The sequence below is a fragment of the Halorubrum sp. Boch-26 genome, assembly GCF_029889805.1.
Lineage (GTDB): Archaea > Halobacteriota > Halobacteria > Halobacteriales > Haloferacaceae > Halorubrum.
The window spans coordinates 1-19639 of record NZ_JARANT010000049.1; the positions used below are offsets into that span (position 1 = coordinate 1).

20 protein-coding genes and 1 pseudogene are annotated in these 19639 nt (G+C 70.0%); 7 read left to right on the forward strand and 14 right to left on the reverse strand.

Annotated elements, in window-relative coordinates; translation table 11 throughout:
* The 4 genes and pseudogenes from OQF71_RS08645 to OQF71_RS08660 all read right to left on the reverse strand — a co-directional run.
* Positions 1-233, reverse strand: a pseudogene (locus OQF71_RS08645) (endonuclease V); the annotation flags it as partial.
* Entirely contained in the window at positions 234-1205 is a 972-nt protein-coding gene (locus OQF71_RS08650) for a rhomboid family intramembrane serine protease (RefSeq protein WP_280587090.1), read from the reverse strand.
* A gap of 467 nt (positions 1206-1672) precedes the next feature.
* Entirely contained in the window at positions 1673-2377 is a 705-nt protein-coding gene (locus OQF71_RS08655; protein WP_280587091.1) for a type I 3-dehydroquinate dehydratase, read from the reverse strand.
* A gap of 90 nt (positions 2378-2467) precedes the next feature.
* On the reverse strand, positions 2468-3442 hold the full coding sequence (locus tag OQF71_RS08660) for a transcription initiation factor IIB (protein WP_123114252.1): 975 nt from the start codon (positions 3440-3442) through the stop codon (positions 2468-2470).
* Positions 3443-3650: 208 nt separating this feature from the next.
* Between OQF71_RS08660 and OQF71_RS08665 the strand changes: the two genes are divergently transcribed.
* The 3 genes from OQF71_RS08665 to OQF71_RS08675 all read left to right on the forward strand — a co-directional run bounded on the left by OQF71_RS08665 (position 3651) and on the right by OQF71_RS08675 (position 5531).
* Positions 3651-4433 (forward strand): helical backbone metal receptor, encoded by a 783-nt coding sequence (locus OQF71_RS08665; protein ID WP_280587092.1) that lies wholly within the window; start codon positions 3651-3653, stop codon positions 4431-4433.
* 89 nt (positions 4434-4522) lie between these two features.
* On the forward strand, positions 4523-5077 hold the full coding sequence (locus OQF71_RS08670; RefSeq protein WP_280587093.1) for an inosine/xanthosine triphosphatase: 555 nt from the start codon (positions 4523-4525) through the stop codon (positions 5075-5077).
* A gap of 199 nt (positions 5078-5276) precedes the next feature.
* A complete protein-coding gene (locus OQF71_RS08675; RefSeq protein ID WP_280587094.1) occupies positions 5277-5531 on the forward strand; it encodes a hypothetical protein in 255 nt (84 codons plus the stop codon).
* A 31-nt stretch (positions 5532-5562) separates the two neighbouring features.
* Here the strand turns inward: OQF71_RS08675 and OQF71_RS08680 are convergent, their stop codons facing one another.
* The 4 genes from OQF71_RS08680 to OQF71_RS08695 form a co-directional block, all read right to left on the reverse strand.
* The gene (locus OQF71_RS08680) at positions 5563-6171 is read right to left on the reverse strand and encodes a MarR family transcriptional regulator (protein WP_280587095.1); all 609 of its coding nucleotides are present in this window, start codon (positions 6169-6171) and stop codon (positions 5563-5565) included.
* 111 nt (positions 6172-6282) lie between these two features.
* On the reverse strand, positions 6283-7419 hold the full coding sequence (locus tag OQF71_RS08685; protein ID WP_280587096.1) for an SPFH domain-containing protein: 1137 nt from the start codon (positions 7417-7419) through the stop codon (positions 6283-6285).
* 98 nt (positions 7420-7517) lie between these two features.
* Positions 7518-7961, reverse strand: coding sequence for an SRPBCC family protein (locus OQF71_RS08690; protein WP_280587097.1), 444 nt, complete (start codon positions 7959-7961; stop codon positions 7518-7520).
* A 33-nt stretch (positions 7962-7994) separates the two neighbouring features.
* Positions 7995-9998, reverse strand: a complete 2004-nt coding sequence (locus OQF71_RS08695) for a bacterio-opsin activator domain-containing protein (RefSeq protein WP_280587098.1) — start codon at positions 9996-9998, stop codon at positions 7995-7997.
* Positions 9999-10116: 118 nt separating this feature from the next.
* Here OQF71_RS08695 and OQF71_RS08700 point away from each other — a divergent pair, with 118 nt between their 5' ends.
* The gene (locus OQF71_RS08700) at positions 10117-11160 is read left to right on the forward strand and encodes a Brp/Blh family beta-carotene 15,15'-dioxygenase (protein ID WP_280587099.1); all 1044 of its coding nucleotides are present in this window, start codon (positions 10117-10119) and stop codon (positions 11158-11160) included.
* Between the two features lie 81 nt (positions 11161-11241).
* Positions 11242-11994, forward strand: a complete 753-nt coding sequence (locus OQF71_RS08705; RefSeq protein WP_280587100.1) for a protein sorting system archaetidylserine synthase — start codon at positions 11242-11244, stop codon at positions 11992-11994.
* Positions 11995-12176: 182 nt separating this feature from the next.
* On the opposite strand, the gene psmB is transcribed toward OQF71_RS08705, so the two are convergent.
* Positions 12177-12908, reverse strand: a complete 732-nt coding sequence (psmB, locus tag OQF71_RS08710; protein WP_280587101.1) for an archaeal proteasome endopeptidase complex subunit beta — start codon at positions 12906-12908, stop codon at positions 12177-12179.
* 262 nt (positions 12909-13170) lie between these two features.
* The gene (locus OQF71_RS08715; RefSeq protein ID WP_280587102.1) at positions 13171-13344 is read right to left on the reverse strand and encodes a hypothetical protein; all 174 of its coding nucleotides are present in this window, start codon (positions 13342-13344) and stop codon (positions 13171-13173) included.
* A gap of 335 nt (positions 13345-13679) precedes the next feature.
* On the opposite strand from OQF71_RS08715, the gene OQF71_RS08720 reads away from it, so the two are divergent.
* Positions 13680-14420: a uracil-DNA glycosylase family protein gene (locus OQF71_RS08720; protein WP_280587103.1), complete on the forward strand. Its 741-nt coding sequence runs from the start codon at positions 13680-13682 to the stop codon at positions 14418-14420.
* 369 nt (positions 14421-14789) lie between these two features.
* On the opposite strand, the gene OQF71_RS08725 is transcribed toward OQF71_RS08720, so the two are convergent.
* From OQF71_RS08725 to OQF71_RS08740, 4 genes are read right to left on the reverse strand one after another with little or no spacing between them, the layout of a single operon-like run.
* Positions 14790-15992, reverse strand: a complete 1203-nt coding sequence (locus OQF71_RS08725) for an asparagine synthase-related protein (RefSeq protein ID WP_280587104.1) — start codon at positions 15990-15992, stop codon at positions 14790-14792.
* A gap of 6 nt (positions 15993-15998) precedes the next feature.
* Positions 15999-16682, reverse strand: a complete 684-nt coding sequence (locus OQF71_RS08730) for a PHP domain-containing protein (RefSeq protein ID WP_280587105.1) — start codon at positions 16680-16682, stop codon at positions 15999-16001.
* Between the two features lie 48 nt (positions 16683-16730).
* Entirely contained in the window at positions 16731-16997 is a 267-nt protein-coding gene (locus OQF71_RS08735) for a hypothetical protein (RefSeq protein ID WP_280587107.1), read from the reverse strand.
* The gene (locus OQF71_RS08740) at positions 16994-18655 is read right to left on the reverse strand and encodes a Na+/H+ antiporter NhaC family protein (protein ID WP_280587108.1); all 1662 of its coding nucleotides are present in this window, start codon (positions 18653-18655) and stop codon (positions 16994-16996) included. The genes OQF71_RS08735 and OQF71_RS08740 overlap by 4 nt, the downstream gene beginning before the upstream one ends.
* A gap of 358 nt (positions 18656-19013) precedes the next feature.
* Between OQF71_RS08740 and OQF71_RS08745 the strand changes: the two genes are divergently transcribed.
* Positions 19014-19484, forward strand: coding sequence for a 30S ribosomal protein S15 (locus OQF71_RS08745; RefSeq protein ID WP_280587109.1), 471 nt, complete (start codon positions 19014-19016; stop codon positions 19482-19484).
* Positions 19485-19639 lie beyond the last annotated feature (155 nt).

Genomic DNA, 19639 nt, shown 5'->3' on the forward strand with positions numbered 1-19639 from the left:
GGCGGGAGCCCCTCGGCGAGGTCGGCCGGCTCGTCGATCGCGACCGTCTCCGGGTCGATAGCGTGGTCGTCAGCGAACGTCGCCGTCGCGGCCAGATCGCGCTGGAGCGACTCCATCTCGGCCCGCGAGAGCGCGGGGTCGGGAAGGAACTCCGGGTGCGCGACGGCGTCGGGGTTGCGGGGCGGCGAGCGCGCCGGCGACGGGTTCGGCACCGGCGAATCCGACGGCCGCATTTAAAATCGTCCGCCGGGACCGCCGGGGCCGCCCGGTCCCCCTGGGCCGCCCGGACCGCGGACGCCGCCCATGTTCATCCCGCCGGGACCGCGGGCGGACCGCGCGAGGCTCTCGTTGCGCTTCCCGAACGCGAGCCCGATCGCGAAGCCGATCAGGTGCGCGAGGTGCGCGATGCCGCCGACGCCGCCCGTGCCGCTCTGGATCACGAGCACCGCCGAAATGAGCGCGATCCCCCACGTCAGGTACTTGATCTTCATCGGAATCACGAAGAACAGCAGCACCTGCATGTTCGGGCGCCACACGGTGAGGACGCCGAGAATCGCGAAGCCGGCGCCGCTGGCCCCGACCACGCCGGTCGTCGGCGCGCCCGTCGCGATCGCGAACAGCACGTGGCCGAGGCCGGCGAGGATCCCCGCCCCGAAGAAGAACCCGACGAAGCGGCGCGATCCGACCGCGCGCTCGACGAGCGGGCCGAAGAACAGGATCACGATGCTGTTGCCGATGATGTGGAACAGCTGGAGCCGGGAGTGCGAGAGCACGGACGTCACCCACGTCCAGACGCGACCGATCGCGTCCGACCGGAGGACGAAGATCTGGCTGTGGACGGCGTCGCCGAGGGTGAGCGTCACGACCCACTGCGCGAGGAAGGTGATCCACATCGCCGCCAGCAGGGCGTACGTCGCGTTCCCGCGGAAATAACTCACGATCCCGCCGGTGCTCGTCTCCCGGTCGATCCGTCGCTTGACGCGGTCCGTGACGCCCGCTGACGCGCCGCCGGATCCGTCTGACCCGCCGGGGTCGACGCTCTCGTCGAAGCCGCTGTCGAACACGCCGCCCGGGTCGTTCCACTCGGAGAGCCCCGGACAGTTGTGGTTCTCCGGCAGGCGGTGGTCGGCGCAGAACGTCTGGCCGCACCGCTTACACTGGTACGGGAGGTTCTCGTACTCCCCGCACACGTCGCACGTCGCCATTACCTGCCCTTACGGGGGCGCTCGTAAAGCGGTTTGGCTCTCTACGTGGTGTGCGGAGACGCGATCCGTGATACCGGCAGTGATTTATATGCAGATTCGCGTGTCGCGGCGGTGAACACCGCCAAAGCCCCAGCCGCTCAGCGATACGTGCACTCGGTGGCGAACACCGCCAAAGCCCCAGCCGCGAGGACGGCGCACGCTCGCTGCGCGCTTCAGTCGCTCACTGCGTTCGCTCCTTCCAGTGCTTGCGTCGCCTCCGCCGTCCTCGCGGTTGCCCCTTTGAGTCCCGCCCCGACCGCACAGCACCGCACCTCTCACCTCCCCAGCCTCGTCGGTCGCCCATCGCTTCGCTCGGGCGACCGACTCCCTCGCGCGTGCGACTCGCGCCCGTTGGGCGCTCGCCGGCACGCGCCACCGCAGTTTGGCTTAGAAGCGGTCGATGCTGCCTCTCCGCATTTATAAGTGAGCTACCCGTCCACGTCGTCGCCGCGCAGCCCGTCGACGAGGTCTCTAAGCGTCGCGAGCGGGTACTGGCCGGGGGCGGTCGCGTTCGCGGGGTCGATCGGCGCGTATCCGATTTTCGAGCCGTAGACCGGGGTGACGGCGCGGGTGTGGCGACCGGGATCCCCCATGCACATCGTCGCGACGCGGTGGCCGGCCGCGGTCGCCTCGTGGGTCGCCTCGATCATCGCGAGCGCGTCGTCGGGGGCGGTCGCGGTCGTCGCGAGCTTCCCCACGTCGCCTTCGGCGGCCGCGTCGGCGAGCAGGTCGACGAGCGCGGCGGGCTCCGGGGTGGACTCGAAGTCGTGGACCGAGACGACCACGTTGACGCCCTCCTCGCGGGCCGTGTCGCGGAGGGCGGTCGCGTGCGACCGCTCGCCCTCGGGGGCGTTCCCGCGGAGGGCCGCGAGCTCGACGTCGACCGCGGCGACCGCGTCGTATCCGATCGCGGTCGAGAGCGCGTCGTATCGCCCCAGGTCGTCGGCCTCGCCGCCCTCCCACGACGCGCGGTTCGTGACGAGCAGCGGGAGCTCGCCGTCGTAGGCGTCGAGCTGGACGAGCGGGGCGTCCGCGAGGTCCATCCGGAACTCCACGGCGTCGGCGTGCTCGCGGGCGCGCGGCTCCTCCGAGAGGTCGGCCGTGCTCGCGGTCAGGACGAACTCCTCGAACATACGCGGCCCTTCCGCGGCCGGGGACTTAGCTGTGTGCGTCCGGCGGGGCGCGGAACCGACAGGCGTCAGGAAATCGTCGTCCGGTCGGGCCTAGGCGACGAGGCCGTCCTCGGCTTCGAGCAGCTCGTGGTACCGGTTCCGGATGGTGACCTCGCTGATGTCCGCGACCTCGCTGACGGCGGCCTGCGTCGTCTTCTCGTTGGTGAGGAGGGCGGCGGCGTAGACGGCGGCCGCGGCGAGGCCCACCGGCGACTTCCCGGAGTGGACGCCCTTCTCCTTGGCGTTGCGGAGGAGGCTCTTCGCGCGCATCTCGGACTCCTCGGAGAGCTCCAAGTCGGAGGCGAACCGGGGGACGTACTGCTCGGGGTCCGCCGGCTTCACTTCGAGCTTGAGCTCGCGGACGACGTAGCGGTACGTCCGGGCGATCTCGGCCTTCTCCACGCGGGAGACGTCGGCGATCTCGTCGAGCGAGCGGGGGACGCCGGCCATCCGGGCGGCGGCGTACACGCAGGAGGTGGAGACGCCCTCGATGGAGCGTCCCGGCAGGAGGTCCTCGTCGAGCGCGCGGCGGTAGATGACGGAGGCGGTCTCGCGGACGTTGTCAGGGAGACCCTGCGCGCTGGCCATGCGGTCGATCTCGCCGAGCGCCTGCTTCAGGTTGCGCTCCTTCGAGTCGCGGGTGCGGAACCGCTCGTTCCACTTGCGGAGCCGCTGCATCTTCTGGCGCTGGCGGGCGCCGAGCGACCGGCCGTACGCGTCCTTGTCGCGCCAGTCGATGTTCGTCGAGAGCCCCTTGTCGTGCATCGTGTTGGTCGTCGGGGCGCCGACGCGGCTCTTCTCGTCCTTCTCGCGGGAGTCGAACGCGCGCCACTCCGGGCCGCGGTCGACCGAGTCGGCCTCGACGACCAGCCCGCAGTCGGCGCAGACGCTCTCGCCGTGTTCCTCGTCGTTGATGACGTTCCCGTCGCACTCGGGACAGCTGAGCGTCTCGTCGGTCTGTTCCGATTCCTCCTCGTCCGTCTCCGTTCGGGAGCGACTCCCCCGCGTGTGTAATCGTTCACTCATGGCTAAACCCCCTCTCGGTAACTGAACACGGTCCGAGAGCGATCTTACCCGATAGACGGCGGAACCGAACTTAAAACGACCGGAACGTGTCGCCGGAAACCCGACGAAAGGACACGATCTATCACGTGTTTTCCGCGAGCGGCGTGATCGCCGAGACGAACCGCGCCGACCGAAACGTTTGGGTCGCCGCCGCCCCGAGCCGGGAGCGATGACCGCTCCCCGCGTCGTCTCGCTGGCTCCGAGCGCGACCGCGACCGTGACCGCCCTCGGCGCCGCCGAGGCCCTCGTCGGCGTCACCGGCCACTGTGACCCTCCCGCGAAGGCGGGATCGGCGCACGACAGAGAGTCCCCGCTCGCCGTCGGCGGCTGGCTGAACCCCGATCTCGACCGCGTCGCCGACCTCGACCCCGAGGTCGTCCTCACGAGCGACGGCCTCCAAGCCGACCTCGCCGACGAGTGCCGCGAGCGGGGGTTCGACGTCAGGCACCGGGAGCCGGCGACGCTCGACGAGGCGGTCGAGGGGTTCGCCGCCCGCGGCGCCGACGCGGGGGACTCCGAGGCCGGGAAGGAACTCGCTCGGGAGTCCCGAGAGCGACTCGATCGTGTCGCCGAGGCGGTCGCTGACCGGCCGCGCCCGACGGCCTACTGCGAGGAGTGGTCGGACCCGCCGATGGCGGCCGGCAACTGGGTGCCCGACGCCGTGCGCGCCGCCGGCGGGCGCTACCCCTTCGTCGAGCCCGGCGAGCGCTCCCGCGAGGTCGACCCCGCGAGCGTCGAGGCGGCCGACCCCGACCACCTCGTCGTCCACGTCTGCGGCCGCGGCGACCGGATCGACCCCGCGACCGTCGCCGAGCGCGACTGGGCCGTCGACGCGCCGGTCCACGTGATCGACGACTCCCTCTTAAATCAGCCGAGCCCCGCGCTGGTCGACGGCGTCGAGCGGCTGGCCGAGCTGTTCCACCCCGAGGCGTTCCCGGAGCCGCCCCCGTAGCCGGCCTCGAAGACGCCCCGTAGCCGCTTCCGTGCTCGCTTCCGGGACCGACCCGACGCCTATTCGTGCCCCGTCGCCCAAGCCCCGGTATGCGAGTCGGCGTCGGCAGCGGCAACCCGGTGAAGCGGCGCGCGGTCGAACGGGTCCTCGAATCGTCGCGAGGGGTCGACCTCGTCGGCGAACTCGACGGGGATCCGACGACCGTCGCGATCGAGTCGGTCCCCGTCCCGTCGAGAGTGAGCGAGCAGCCGACGGGCCACGCCGAGACGGTCGCCGGCGCGGAGAACCGCGCCGAGGCGGTCCTCGAAGCCGGCGAATACGACCTCGCGGTCGGGATCGAGGGCGGTGTCGCGGGATTCGACGGCGCCGACGGGTGCTTCCTCATCATGTGGGCAGTGGTCTCGGACGGGTCGCGCACCGGTCGGGGAGCCGGCCCGAGCCTCGAGCTTCCGACGGATGTCGCAGCGCGGATCACCGGCGGCGCGGAGCTCGGTCCCGTGATGGACGGCGTACTCGACACGACGGGAGTCGCGAGACGCGGCGGCGCCGCGGGCGCGCTCACGGCCGGCCGCGTGGACCGCGCCGACGCGCTGGCGACGGCGGTGGCGGGGGCGCTCGGCCCGTTCGTCTCCGACTTGTACTGAGCCGACGGCCGGCGGCCGGCGACGCGCTCCGGGACGGCGCTCGCCGAGCACGACCGGGTCACCGGCGGTTCGGTGATCGTACCGAAAGCGGGGATCGGTCCGGCGTCCGGCGGGGGGTCCCGCCGTGAAAACCGCCCGACAGCGGCGTGTTAATCTGGTCTACCAACCCGCTTATGCACGGACGGCGTCTGTCTCCGATATGAGCACGGTCCAACCGGACGCGGCCGCAGTCGAACCCGCCGGCCTCTCCGCGAAGCAGGCGCAGATCCTGCGCTACCTGCGCGAGAACGCCGGCGACCGGACGTACTTCAAATCGCGACTCATCGCCGACGACCTCGACCTCTCCGCGAAGGAAGTCGGCGCGAACATGAGCGCCGTCGCCGACGCGGCGTCGGCAATCGACGTCGAAAAGTGGGGGTACTCCTCCGGCACGACGTGGATGATCACGGAGTAGCCGGCGGAAGCCCGTCGCCGACGGCGTCGGCTTAGGGGTCGTAGGCGACGAGTTCGGCCGCGTCGTCGGCGAACGCGACGGCGTCGGCGTCGAACGAGTCGGCGTACCGGACCACGAGCGTGAGCAGCCGCTCCGGCTCGGTCAGCGCGTAGCCGTCGGTTCGGTCGAGCAGGCCGGCGTCGTCGAGCGCGGCGGCCGCGGCGCTGATCGTCGGCCGCGAGACGCCCAGTGCGGTCGCGAGCTCCGCCCCCGTCGCGTCCGGGTCGCGCAACAGCGCGAGCATCATCCCGCGGGGCGTGTCCCGGCGGAGGTACCCGAGCGCGCGCTTGTCGAGGTCGTCGAACCGGTCCGCCGGAAAGTAGCGGCGGTAGTCGGCGTCCTTCGTCGACTCGATCTCGCTCGCCTCCTCCAGCTTCCGGAGGTGGTACTGCGCCTCGCCGGTCCCGAGTCGGAGGTCGTCGCGGAGCTTCGAGAAGTGAGCGCCGGGGGTCGTCGGCACGTACCCGCGGATCGCCTCGCGGGTCTCGTTGGCGTCGTCCCCCTCGCTCGCGCTCGCGGTGCCGACGAACGGCGCGGCGGCTCCGATGGCGGCGAACCGCCGGAGCGTCTCGCGCTTCCGTCCGTCGAACTCATCAGTCACGCGAGAGGATAGTCGACGCCACGACAAAAGCACTTCGCTCGGGGTAGAATCGCCGGATCCGGTCGCGATACCGGTGGTACGAACGGGTCCGTCGCCGCCGAGTGCGGCCGGTCAGGTCTCGCGCTCGACCTCTTCGTCGACCGGCTCCTCGTCCATCTCCTGGATGACCTCGTCCGCGGACTTGATGTCCGCGCCGGCGCCGCCGGCCTTGACCGCCTCGGCCTCCTTCTCTAACTCCTCGACGTCCATCTCCGCGGACTCCTCGATCTGGCCGAGGATCTCGTCGATGTCGTCGAGCCCGAGCATCTTGCGGGTGTCGTCGTCGAACTCCTTGCCGTCGAGCCCCTCCATCTCCTGCACGTCGGAGCCGGAGAGGGCCTTGCCGTAGCGGCCGACGAGGCTGGTGAGCTCCTGCGGGAGCACGAACGTCGTGGACTCGCCTTTCCCGATCTCTTCGAGGGTCTCCATCCCGCGCTCGATGATGGCGCGCTCGCCCATCGATTCGGCGGACCGAGCCCGCAACACCGTCGAGATGGCGTCTCCCTGCGCTTCGAGGATCTGCGACTGCTTTTCACCCTGCGCGCGGATGATGTTCGACTGCTTGTCCCCCTCCGCCTGCTCGACCGCGGAGCGGCGTTCCCCCTGCGCTTCGAGGATCATCGCGCGGCGGCGGCGCTCCGCGGAGGTCTGTTGCTCCATCGCCTGCTGGACGTCCTTCGAGGGGTTGACCTCGCGGACCTCGACGCTCTCGACGCGGATCCCCCACTCGTCGGTCGGCTCGTCCAGCTCCTTCCGGATCTTCGCGTTTATCTCCTGCCGCTTGTTCAGCGTGTCGTCGAGCTCCATGTCGCCGAGGACCGCCCGGAGCGTGGTCTGCGCGAGGTTCGAAACCGCCTTCTTGTAGTCGTCCACTTCGAGGAACGCCTTCTTCGCGTCCATTACCTTGATGTAGACGACCGCGTCCGCCGTCACCGGCGAGTTGTCCCGCGTGATCGCCTCTTGACGAGGGACGTCGAGCGTCTGGGTCCGCATGTCGAACGGGTACGCCCGGGAGACGAACGGCGGGATGAGGTTGATACCCGGTTCCAGTAGCTTCCGGTACTCGCCGAACACCGTGAGCGTCTTCTTCTCGTAGGCGTCGACGATCTCGAACGACTGCCAGAGCGTGACGACCACCAGCAACAAGAAGAGCAGACCGACGCTCACCAGGCCGAAGCCGAAACCGAATTGGAGGGGAGTGGGATCCATACACCGGAGTTAGGCTATCGCGTTCTTAATACTTCGCCCGAATGACGGTTCGCGCCGTCGGTTTTCGACGGTGACGGTTTCTCGACCGCCGTCGCTCGTTACTCGGCGTCGTCCGCCTCAAACCGCTCTCCGACGGCGTCGAGCGTCGCCCGGACTTGCCGCTCGTTGAACCGCCGGACGAGCGGCTCGCCGAGAGCGGTCAGCGCGTTTTCCGGGAGGTCGTACTCCGCCGCGTACGTCAGTTCCGTCCCGTGGTTCGTCGGCTCGAAGGTCAGATCGATCGTCCCCGTCAGCCGGCCGCGGAGCTCGAAGGTCATCCGGTCGTTCGGCTCGTGGACCGTCTGAACGATCTCCCCGTCGATCCCGATCCCCGCCATCCGGTACGTGTACGCCAGCCGCTTCCCGCCGTTCGGGAGCCGCTCGACGTCCCTGACTCCTTCGAGACGAGGCGTGACGGCGGCGTGGTTGTGCGGGTCGTCGAGGAAGGCGAACACCGATTCGACGTCGGCGTCGACCTCGGCGGAGTCGCGTGCGGTGAACATGTTGTCAGCGTCAGTCCGTGATCGCCCGACACCTCAGTTCCGCGACCGCGGGTCGACGTACGCCTCCACCAGCTTGCGTTCGGCCGCTCGGAGGTGTTGGTGGAACGTCTGTCGGGTGATCCCCATCCGCTCGGCGATCTCGGAGCCGTCGACCGGGCGAGGCCACTCGAAGTAGCCGTTCAGCTCGGCCGTCTTCAGCGCCGACCGCTGGCGGTCGGTGAGCCGGTCGTCCACGGCCGCTGCGAACTCCGTCAGGCTCCGGTCCCGGCTCTCACGCTCGATGCGGGAGCGGAGCTCGACGCCGTCGTACTCCGCGCGAAACACGTCGAGAATCGCCCGCACGTCCTGCTCGGGCGGCGCCTCGATCGTCAGGCTCGCGCTCGCGGCGTCCGCGGTGGCCTCGACGACGACGCCGCCGAACTCCGCGAGCCGCGTCAGCGGCGGCGACTCGGTGGCGGTCACGGCGATGGTGATGTCGCCGTTCGTCTCCGACACCAACCGGACCGACTCGACGAACGGGAGCGCCTCGACGTCGCTCACGTCCTCCGTCGGGTCCGATACCTTGAGGTACAGCTCGCAGGCGTCGTCATCGAGGCGCGTGGTTCCGAGGTGTTCGATCTGTCCGCCGACCGCGTCGGCGACTCGGGAGAGCGAGAACGAGGGGTCTCCGATCGCGACCTGCAGCTCCACGACGCGGTCCGTCGTGAGGATGCGCGTCGTCTCCACGGAGTGGAGCCCGTTGGCGATCATCTTCCCGACGGACTCGCACACCTTCCGCTCGCGCCGGTCGAGAGCGTTCCCCTCGCTGCTGTAGATGCCGAGCAGGCCGTACCGCCGGTGGCCATAGGTGATCGGGACGACGAGGAGCCGCGGGGCGCCGACCGCGCTCGGGGAGAGCTGGCTGTCCGAGCCGTTCCCGGCCGCCCGCCCGTGGACCTCCTCGGTCTCGATCGCCTGCCGCACCTCGCGCGGCGTCTCCTTGAGGGCGAACGACGCCCCCGCCTTGACCGGGATCCCGCTCGCCGCGGTCACGTCCAACCGCCCAGTTGCCGACGAGACCTCGGCGATCCAGCCGCCCAAGTATCCCGGTTCGTCGACGATCTCCTCGCAGACGCGCTCGGCGATGGTCTCCGAGTCGCGGCTCTCGACGAGGATCCGGCTGATCTCACTGAGCAATCCGTTCACTCGACCGAGGACCCGGTCGAGCGCCTGCCGCTCCGTCGCGAGCTTCTCCGCGCGCTCCTCGGCGAGCTGCTCGGCGCGCTTGCGGTCGGTGACGTCGTTCTGGAACCCGACGTAGTGGGCCAACTCGTCGTCGTCGCCGTACACCGGGGCGACCGTCAGCTCGTTCCAGAAGGGCGTCCCGTCGCGGCGGTAGTTCCGGATCTCGACGGTCACCTGCTCCTCCTTGGAGATCGCCGCCGAGAGCCGATCGACCGTCTCGGGATCCGTCCCGGGTCCCTGCAAGAATCGTGGATTCCGGCCGAGAGCCTCCTCGACCGGGTATCCGGTGTGCTGCTCCCACGCATCGTTGGCGTACACGAGCGGATAGTCGGAGAGGTCGGGGTCGCTGAGGCTGACTCCGACGGGCGCCTCGCTCACGGCGCGGCTGACCTCCTCCGTGCTTGGTTCGTGTCCCGAAACGTCTTGTTTGGCTCCCGGCGCTCCCTCCGCGGAACAGACCGTCGAGACGTCAGTCACGAGGCGATCGATCGACGTGGATCCGTTCTTGTGGAGGAACTCGTCGACCCCGCTCTCGAAGGCGGCCTCGAAAACCTCCTCGTCTTCCACCGCCGAGAACATCACGACCGGAACCCGAGCGTCGGACTCCTCGATCGCCTCCGCCAGCGCGAGGCCGTCGTCCCCCGGCAGGGAGTACTCGCTCACGACACAGTCGTACTCGCCGGTCGTCACTTTCGCGACCGCGGACGTGGCGTTGTTGACCGTCGTCACGTCGAATCCGGCGGCGCTGAGTGCCGACACGATGCGGTCACTTCCCTCCTCCGGATGGACCAACAGCGCCCGAGAACCCGGCATGATGCTCCCTTGGTCGTCCGACGGATTAAGCGTTGATACCGGCGAACCTCTCTGGGAGTCGTGAAAGTCGACATAGTATGGGTGAATACACAACGATCAAGCGCCCGTACGCGCACCCATGTCGACGGGATCCGTGAGCCACGCCGATCGTCGTCGTCTCGAAGACCCCGAACGAATCGCCGTCAACGCCTCGCGCGCGGCGCTGTTGCTTCTCACCGTCGCGTTCGTCGGGCTGTACGCGACCGGAACGGAGCCGTCCCTGCGGACGCAGATGCTCGTCTACCTCGTGGGAATGGTCGCGCTGAACCTCCCGCACGGTGGCTACGAGCACTTCTCGAATCTCAGGCGTCGCGGGCTCCCCTTCGGCGCGCGCTACGTGGGGCTGTACCTCGCGTTCGTCGTCGGCTTCGTGGGGCTGTTCGTCGTCGCCCCGATGCCGGCGCTGGCGCTCGCGTTCGGCACGGCGGTCGCGAAGGGCGGCCACGGTGACCTCCACGTGATGGACGCGCTCGTCGGCACCGACCACCTCGCCTCGCGGCCGCAGCGCGCGCTCGCCGCGCTCGTCCGCGGCGGCGCCGTGATGATCGTCCCGGCCGTGGCGTGGACGGAGACGTTCTACGGGTTCACCGGCTACATGCTGAACGTGTTCGACGGGCAGCTCATCGGCCGGGCCGCCAGCTCCCCGGAGGCGTTCGCGACCGCGCTGGGCGCGGTCTACGGCCTCGGCGTCCTCCTCCACCTCGGCGGGGGGCTCGCGACGGGCGGGGGCGTCACGCGGTCGTGGCTGCTCGACGTCGCCGAGACGCTGCTGCTCGTCGCCTACTTCGTCTTCGTGCCCGTGGTGATCGCCATCGGGCTGTACTTCCCGCTGTGGTACTCGCTGCGGCAGTCCGCCCGGAGCATGGTCGTCGAGGAGGAGCGGCCGAGTCGGACCGAGGGCGTCTCCGTCGTGATGGCGTGGGGCGTGCTCGTCGTCGGCGCGCTGGTGACCGCGCTGGTCGCGACCTCGCTGTGGATGGTCGCGCCGAACCCGATGGCCGGCGGCTCGCTGCTGCCGGGAGCGGTGGCGTTTTACACCATCTTCGTCTGTATCATCGCGCTCCCGCACGTCGTCGTCGGCGAGTGGCTCGACTTCGGGCGGGGGATCTGGTACGTGCCCTGAGACCGCGCCCCCGCCTCGCCCCTCGCGCCGCACGCCCGACGGATAACAAACCCTAAACCCCGCCTCGTCGACCGATCCGGTATGCGTTTCCGGTTCGTCGGGCGGCTCGGGCTCGCGGACGCGGTGACGGTGGCGAACGCGGCAGTCGGCTTCCTCGCCGTCGTCGCGGCCACGGTCGACCTCGAGCTCGCGGCCCGGCTGGTTCTGCTCGCCGCCGTCGCCGACGGACTCGACGGGGTGGTCGCCCGGCATCGCGGCTCGACAGAGGCCGGTCCCTACCTCGACTCGCTGGCCGACGTGGCCTCGTTCGGCGTCGCGCCCGCGGCCCTCGTGGCGGTCGTCGTCCTCGACGGGGCGTCGTTCGCGGGCGCTCCGCTCTTCGTCGCCGCCGGCGTCGGCGCCGGTGCCCTGTTCGTCGCGACGGCGGTCGCCCGGCTCGGCCTGTACACGGCGTACGACAGCGGTACCCGCGAGACGGTCGGCGTGCCGACCACGCTGGCGGCGACGATCCTCGCGGCCGCGGTGATCGCCGGCTACACCGACCCCGCGCTCCTGATCGCGGCGACCGCCGCGTTCGCGGTGCTCATGGGGACGACGATCACGTACCCGGACCTCCACGCGCAGGACGCGCTCGTGATGGGGGTCGTGCAGGCCGCCGTCATCCTCACCCCGGCGGGTCACATGGCCACCGCCGCCCTTCCGGCGTGGATCGGCGAGGGGTTCGCGTTCGCGCTGCTGTTTTTGGCGTGCGGCTACCTCCTCCTCGGCCCGCGGTTCTACTGGGGGGACGGGATCCGGTCGCCCCCGAACGACGCGGGCGAGCGCAAGGCCTGACTCGCCGCAGCGACATCTGAAAAGCCCGGATTCGAACGGAGCCGCGGGGCCGACGCTCGAACGAAGCCGCGGGGCCGACGCTCGAACGGAACGATCCGTCCCCGGGGCTAGAAGAGCTGAGAACGGAAGGAACGCAGCGGATTATCGGAGCGGTCTCGTCGAGGCGGTCCCAGCGGAACCGCTTATAACAGCTCGTCGAACTCCTTGTGTCGGGTGATATCGACGCCGTCCTCCGTGACGACGGCGACGTTGATCCCGTTGCCGGACGCGAGGTCGCGCTCGACGGCGGACTGGATCGCCTTCGCGGCGATGGTCGTCGCCTCGTCGACGGTGACCTCGTCGTGGTACTCCTGTTCGAGGACACCGAGGGCGTACTGGGAGCCGGAGCCGGTGACGGTGTACTCCTCCTCGGTGGTGCCGCCGAGGGCGTCGATGGAGTAGATGTGGGCGCCGTCGTCGTCGACGCCGCCGAGGATCGGCTGGACGATGAAGAACGCGCCCGTCCGGAGCAGGTTCCCGGTGAGCGTCGACAGCGCCTCCATCGACATGTCCTTGCCGCGGCGGGTCTCGTAGAGACTCGTCTCGGCCTTGAGCGTCGAGATGAGGTTCTGGGCGGCGGAGACGGAGCCGGCGATGGTCAGGGCGCCGCGGGGGTGGATCTCCTCGACCTTCTGGACGTCCTTCGAGGAGACCATGCCGCCCATGGAGGCCCGCATGTCCGTCGCCATCACGACGCCGTCCGCGGTGCGGATGCCGACGGTCGTCGTCCCGGTTTTCATCTCGCCCTCGCCGTCGGCCTGCGCCGCGCGGCGCTCGCTGTGTTCGAACTCGCCGAGCTCGGGACCGAAGACGGGCTGGTCGCGGCCCAACTCGTCAGCCGGCCCCTCGGAGAGGTCGCCAGTCGGTGTTCGCATTACGTCTTTGTTGGCCCGGCGCGCTGATAAAGGCAACCCTTCGCGGACCGCCCGCCGGTTCCGACGGGCCTATTCGTCCCCGGCCGTCGCGGCCCGCCCGTCGCCGTCGCCGTCGCGGTCACGTCGGTCGATCGCCTCGACGAAACTGACGATCGGTGAGATAAGCGCGGCGGCCGACCGGCGGGGGAACGCGAGCGGTGATCGCGGCGGCGGCGGCGCCGCTCAGGGATGCTAACGAATGGCTCGAATCGAGAACGGTCGCTTACTCCTCGGCGCGCTCGTACACGTCACCGGTGGTCTCAACGAGCCGGCCGACGGGGACGTTGATGCCGAGGCGCTTGCGAGCGAAGACGGCCACCGGGAACAGCGAGATACCGATTGCGACGGTCGCCTGGTGGATCCCGAAGATGGCCGCCGAGCGGATGCGGTCGAACATGGGTCTTCGAATGACCGGAGCGGGGGAGTATATAAATACCTTCCGGGGCGCGCAGTTGAGAGATCCCGACGCAGTCGTGCGTTTTTGGGTTATAAATTAACGATTATGAAATATACTCGGCGGCCCGTCACGATCGGGATATTCACGGCGGTGTGAACCCCGCTCGTTTCCATAAGTTATGCGAATTCACCGTGGCTCGTGCGCCTCGCATCGGGTGTCTCGGGGATGTCCGGGCCGGGCCTCTCGGCGGTCGACGCAGTACCGTCAGAGACCGAGCGGAATCGACCCGATCCAGACCGAACGGGATTTATCGGGAGCGTCGCGTACGGTCTGACGTGCAGAACGTTACCGACCGGACGCGCAACCCCTTCGGGATGCGGCCGGACTGCCGGTCGTCCGTCCCCGGTTACGGCGACGCCAACGCCGACTTCCACGTCATCGGCGACCATCCGGGTGTCCACGGCGGCGTCGAGACGGGCGTCCCCTTCACCGGCGAGCCGTGGTCGCCGGCGTTCCTCTCGGCGCTGGCCGAGGCGGGGCTGATCGCCGGGCTCGCCGAAGGCACGGCACCGGACGGGACGAGAGCGGCTGACGAGACCGCACCGTCGACGAGTGGCGAGACCGCGCCGTCGGCGAGTGACGGAGGAACGGCCGAGAGCCCGGACCCAGAGTCGGTCCGCACCGAGCGCACGTACCTCTCGTACCTCCACATGTGCGTGCCCGACGGCGAGCCGACCGCGGCGTCGTACGACGACATGGAACGGTTCTTCGACGCCGAGCTCCGCGCGATCGCCGCGCACGTCCTCCTCCCGGTCGGTGCCCGGGCGACCGAGCATGTCCTCGAACAGTACACGGCGCGGGCGTGGAAGACCGAGATCGACATGGACGCGCTCCACGGCGAGGAGCTCCTCGGCTCCGGCTGGCTCGTCGTCCCGATCAAGGACCCGGCCGAGTGGGAGGCGGGCGACGCCGACCGGCTCGTGGACGCGCTCCGGGAGCTGCAGTCGACCGACTTCCGCCGCGAGAGCGACCTCGGACGCTTCATCGCCGGAAGCGACCCGTATCTCGTACGGTGAGCGTCCGGTCGGGGACGGCCGCAGCGGGTGCGGACGCGTCGCGGTCGACTGCGCGCCCGATCGGCCAATCACGCGTCGACCGGCAGCCGGATACGCGTGCGATTTCGCCGCTCCACCGGCAGGCCGATCGGAACATCCAAATCGAAACCGCCGTTTCGATGCCTGATCGTCAGCTATACGCCGATCCCGCCAGCCATATTTGTCACTACTCCCCGGATTTTATACTGTTCCCCGTTATTCGTCACCAGACGCCCGAACGGTCGGGCGTCGGCCGTAGGACTGGTACTCCATACGGCGGCTTGGTCAGCAACGGCCCTCTCGGGCCGTTTTTCGGCAGAGAGCCTCGATCGCGGAGCGACCGCGACGCCGTCAGTCGCCCGCCAGCAGGTCCTCGAGGTACCGTCCGACGTGGTCGTCCATGCGTCGCTTGAACCCGGCCCGCCGGGCGAGTCGGTCGAGTTCTCGGGAGACGTAGGTGCCGTACTGGACCGCCTTCTTGTCGGCCGTCCGGACCGACTCCGGCACGCGCCCGGCCGCCGCCCGCCGGAGCGCGACCTTCCGCTCCCCGTCGCTCGCGAGCAGTTCGCCCGGGAGCGAAAGCGCGCCCGCGACCACCCGGTCGTCGAGCAGCGGCGCGACGGGTTCGACCCCGGCCGCGCGGAGCGCGAGCACGTCGCGTTCGAGCTGGTCGGGGAGCGTCCGGACGGTCTCGGTCCGGGCGCCGCGCACGGTGTCGGCGTCGACGCGGTCGTCGGTCGCGGGGTCGACGACCTTGCTGTACCCGCCGAACAGTTCGTCCGCGCCCTGCCCGACCGCGAGCCGGTCGAACCCGTCGGCCGCGGCCGCCTCGGCGGCGAGGTACAGCGGCACCGCGATCGCGAGGTCCATCGGATTTCGGCGCCGCGTCGCGTCGGCGACCTCACGGACCGCGCGCAAGAGCTCCTCGTGCGTGATCTCGACGACGCGCAGGTCGCGGTCCATCGCCGCGGCCGCGTCGCGGGCGGCCGCGACGTCGTGGCATCCCTCGAAGCCGGCGACGTAGCAGGTCGCGTCGGGGACGCCGGCGGCGACGAGGCCGGAGTCGACGCCGCCGGAGAAGGCGACCGCGAGTCGGCCGGGCCCTCCGTTTTCGTCGGCGACCCGACCGGCGAGTACGCTGAGTGCGTCGTCGATCGCGGCGTCGACCGCCGCCTGCGCGGCCTCCGGGGCGGCCGGCGGTCCGTCGGGGAGCGTCCAGGCGCGGTCGACTCCCGCGGCGGACGCGACGCCCCCGGCCGGGACCGGCGTCGGGTCGTCGAGGGCGTTCCGGTCGAAGCCCCACGCGCCCGGGTCGGTCGGCGCGCGATCGGTTTCCGGGTCGGACCCGGTCGCCGGGTCGACGGCCTCGCGCTCGACGAACAGCGGCTGGCGACCGAGGGCGTCGCGGACGAGAACCGGTCCGTCACGGTCGGGCGGGTCGGCGAGACGCCCGCCGAACCCGCGCCCGCCGGGAAGGGGGTCGGCGTCGCGGAGGGCGTCGCGGACGCGGGCGGGAGAGGCCCCGCGAAGGTCGGTGGGCGAGGAGTCAGCCATCGCGACCTACCGCAGTGAGTCGAGCGCCCGGAGCGCGCGGCGCTTGGCGCCGCCGCCGAACTGGCGGAGCGAGACGCGCCACGGAGTCCGCTTCCCGACGACGCTGGTCCGGCCGTCGCGGATCGCGGAGAGGATCGCGTCCGCCGAGCGCTCGTCGGCGCCGACCTCGGTCACCGCCTGGCCGACCATCTCCGAGATGTGGGCGTCGCTGCCGGCGGTCATCGGGATCCGGTTCCGGAGCGCAAACTTCTCCGCCTGTCGGTTCGAGCGGCCCGTGAACAGCCGGGAGTTGTACACCTCGATGGCGTCGGCACCCGCGAGCTGCTCGTCGGCGATGTGGGCGGCGACGCCGTGGCGGGACTTCTGGAAGGGGTGGGGAACGACCGCGATCCCGCCCTGGTCGCGGATCCGGTCGAGCGTTTCGTCGAAGGAGAGCCCGCTCTCGACGCGCTCGTCGATGCCGAACGCGAGCACGTGACCGACCGCGCAGGTCACCTCCATGCCGACGATGCCGACGAGCCCGTAGTCGGGGGCCTTCTCGGCCGCCTCGAGACTGGCGTCGATCTCGTCGTGGTCCGTGACGGCGAGCGCGTCCAACCCGACCGCGGCCGCCTGCTCCAACAGGAGGTCGACCGGATCGCGTCCGTCGTAGGACAGCGCGGAGTGCGCGTGGAGCTCGACCGATAGCACGCCCGGTACTTCGATGGTCGTCTTAAAAAGCGCCCCGGTCCGAGGCGGTCAAAACGCGCTTTCGCCGACCGTCTCGCGGTAGGTCCCGGTGCCGCGGTGGGCCGTCTCGTCCCACGTCTCGACCGCGACGCGGACGCGGGTGTTCAGGGCGTCGTCGGGCGCGCCCTCGATCCGGAGCGTCGAGTCGCCGATGCGGGCGACCGTCTCGCCGCCCGCGTCGCCGGTGACCATCACCTCGATCACGTCGCCGGGCTCGTAGCTCGGGGTCGAACTCCGGAGCGACCAGCCGGCGAGGAACTTCTTGAAACGGCTCATGCGCGCGACACCTCCTCGGAGATCCGGTCGGGGATGTACTCCCGCCCGAAGCCGGTGATCGCGGCCAGCAGGAAGACGATGACGAGGAACCAGCCGTGGAACACGTACGGCACCACCTCGATCGGGTTGACGACCATCTCCGGCCCGTACTGCTCGCCGAGCCCGCCGGGCCCGACCATCACTTGGTAACCGACGAGGACGCCGCCGGCCCACGGGAAGATGTACCCGAGCGCCGAGGTGTTGGCGTCCAAGATGTTCGCGCGCCGGTAGCCGTTGATGTTGAACTTCTCACCGATCCGGGCGATGTAGGGCGCGATCGCGATCTCCGCGGCCGTGTTGATCGTGATCATCCCGTTGATCGTCGCCGTGCCGAGGACCATCGTCAGCTCGGCGCGGCGGACGGTGGTCGCGACGGAGTTGAGCAGGAACTCCTGAATCGCCGCGAACCCGCCGCCGCGGATCATGATCTGCGCCATCGACACGATCAGGAGGGTCAGAACGATGAGCGGGAAGAACCCGGTCGCGCCCGTGTACAGACTCCCGCCCACGCCCGCGGTTTCGCCGACCGCGACGAACGGGAGCGAACTGAACGTTCCGGCCTCGGGCACGGTGAACACGAGGATGTCGCTCACCGACGAGAGGCCGAACGCGAGGTTGAACGCGACGGCGACGACGAGTCCCCACGAGATCGCCTCGACGATGTGACGCCCGGCGACCGCCGTGAGGATGACGATTCCCATCGAGAGCAGGTGGACCAGCCCGAGGGCGTTCGCGGATTCGCGGAGCGCGACGGCGCCCTCCAGACTCACGCCGGACATGATCGACCCTGCGATCAGGTACGCGGCGAAGGCGGGGATCGCCGCCGCGATCGCGTACTTGAATCGCGAGGCGACGACGCCGCCGATGTCGGCGTCCTGCGTCACCGCGCTCACGATCGTCGTGTCGCTGACGGGCGCGAGGTTGTCGCCGAACACCGCGCCCGACAGGATCGCGGCGAACAGCAGCACCGGGTTCGCGCCGATCAGCACGCCGGCCGGGAAGAAGAGCGTCACGAACGCGATGGTGGCGCCGTACCCAGTCCCGATCCCGGTCGCGAGCAGGCCGCAGAGGACGAACGCGGCCGCGGGAAACGTGGTCGCACCGACGTTCAGCGCGTCGGCGGCGAAGATGAGCCCCTCGACGAACCCGCCGACCTGCAGCGTGTCGGCGAACATGCCGGCCCACAGCCACGCCACGATCGCGGTCGCGGCGACGCGCTGGGTCATCCCCTCGAAGATGGTGTCGGCGTACGTCTTCCAGTCGCCGCGCGCGAAGAACATCCCGAGGATCGTCCCGACGAGCGCGCCGATGACGAGGCCGTTCGTGTCGCCGATCCCGAGGACGCCGCTCTGGAAGATGGCCCAGACGATGAAGAGGGCGAGTGGGATCGTGCTCGCCCACTTGCCGCCGTAGAAGGCGATCCGGGGCTCGTTCGTCGCCGCCGACTCGTCGCCGACCCCGCCGTCGGCGACGAGGACCGTGTCACCGGCCGACTCGCGGGCGTCGTTCGGCGGTGCACCGTCCGGCGGGACACGGTCCGGCGAGGCGTCGTCGGGGGGGTCATCGGGCGGTTCGTCGTCGACGCGATCCGCCGAAGCGTCGTCTTGTGGATCGTTCATGTGACGTTCCTACGCTGCGGGTGACCGACGATCCACCTAAATCCTCCTTTCTCACGCCACGTGCCCGTCGGTCGGTCGATTTCGGTCCGGGCGTGTCGCGGCTCACAAGAACACGCTTAAGAACCCCGGCGGCGACTTCACTGACGGGAACAGCACAGCTGCAGATCCGACGCGCCGGGGCCTCTTCGCCCGCGGCTTGGGAATGTAGCAGTGCACCGACGCCTCCGGCGTCGCGGCTCGGAGCCGGTCCGCTCGCGCGGACCGGCCGCTCGGAACCGCTCGCTCGACGCGAGCCCCCGACAGCCGCGCCGCGCGGAGTCGCGGTCACGTTGTGGTTGTGCCGTTCCAATTTCAGACAATGGCACGAATGCACACGCGCCGTCGCGGTTCGTCCGGTTCGGACAAGCCGGCGACGGACGAGAACCCGGAGTGGAGCGACGTCGACGCCGAGGACATCGAGTCCCGCGTCGTCGAACTGGCGGAGCAGGGCCACGACCCCAGCGTCATCGGCCTCAAGCTGCGTGACGAGGGCGTCAAGGGCGTTCCGGTGCCCGACGTCAAGCTGGCGACCGGCAAGAAGCTCACCGAGATCCTCGAGGAGCACGACGCCGACTCGGAGTACCCCGAGGACCTCCGCAAGCTGATGGAACGCGCCGTCCGCCTCCGCGAGCACATGGCGGAGAACGGCCAAGACCACCAGAACAAGCGCGCGCTTCAGAACACCGAGTCGAAGATCCGCCGCCTCGCGAACTACTACCGCGGCGACGAGATCGACGAGGAGTTCACGTACACCTACGAGCGCGCCGTCGAACTGGTCGGCGACGAGTAGCGACACCGACGAGACGAACCGACGCGTAACCGAACACGACGCGACACGCAGACCACACGAGACGCACCCGCGATCGACCCCAACCCATGACCGAAGCGACGACCGCCACGCCCGCCCCCGACGCCATCGCCGACGTCCTCGCCGACGCGCCGTTC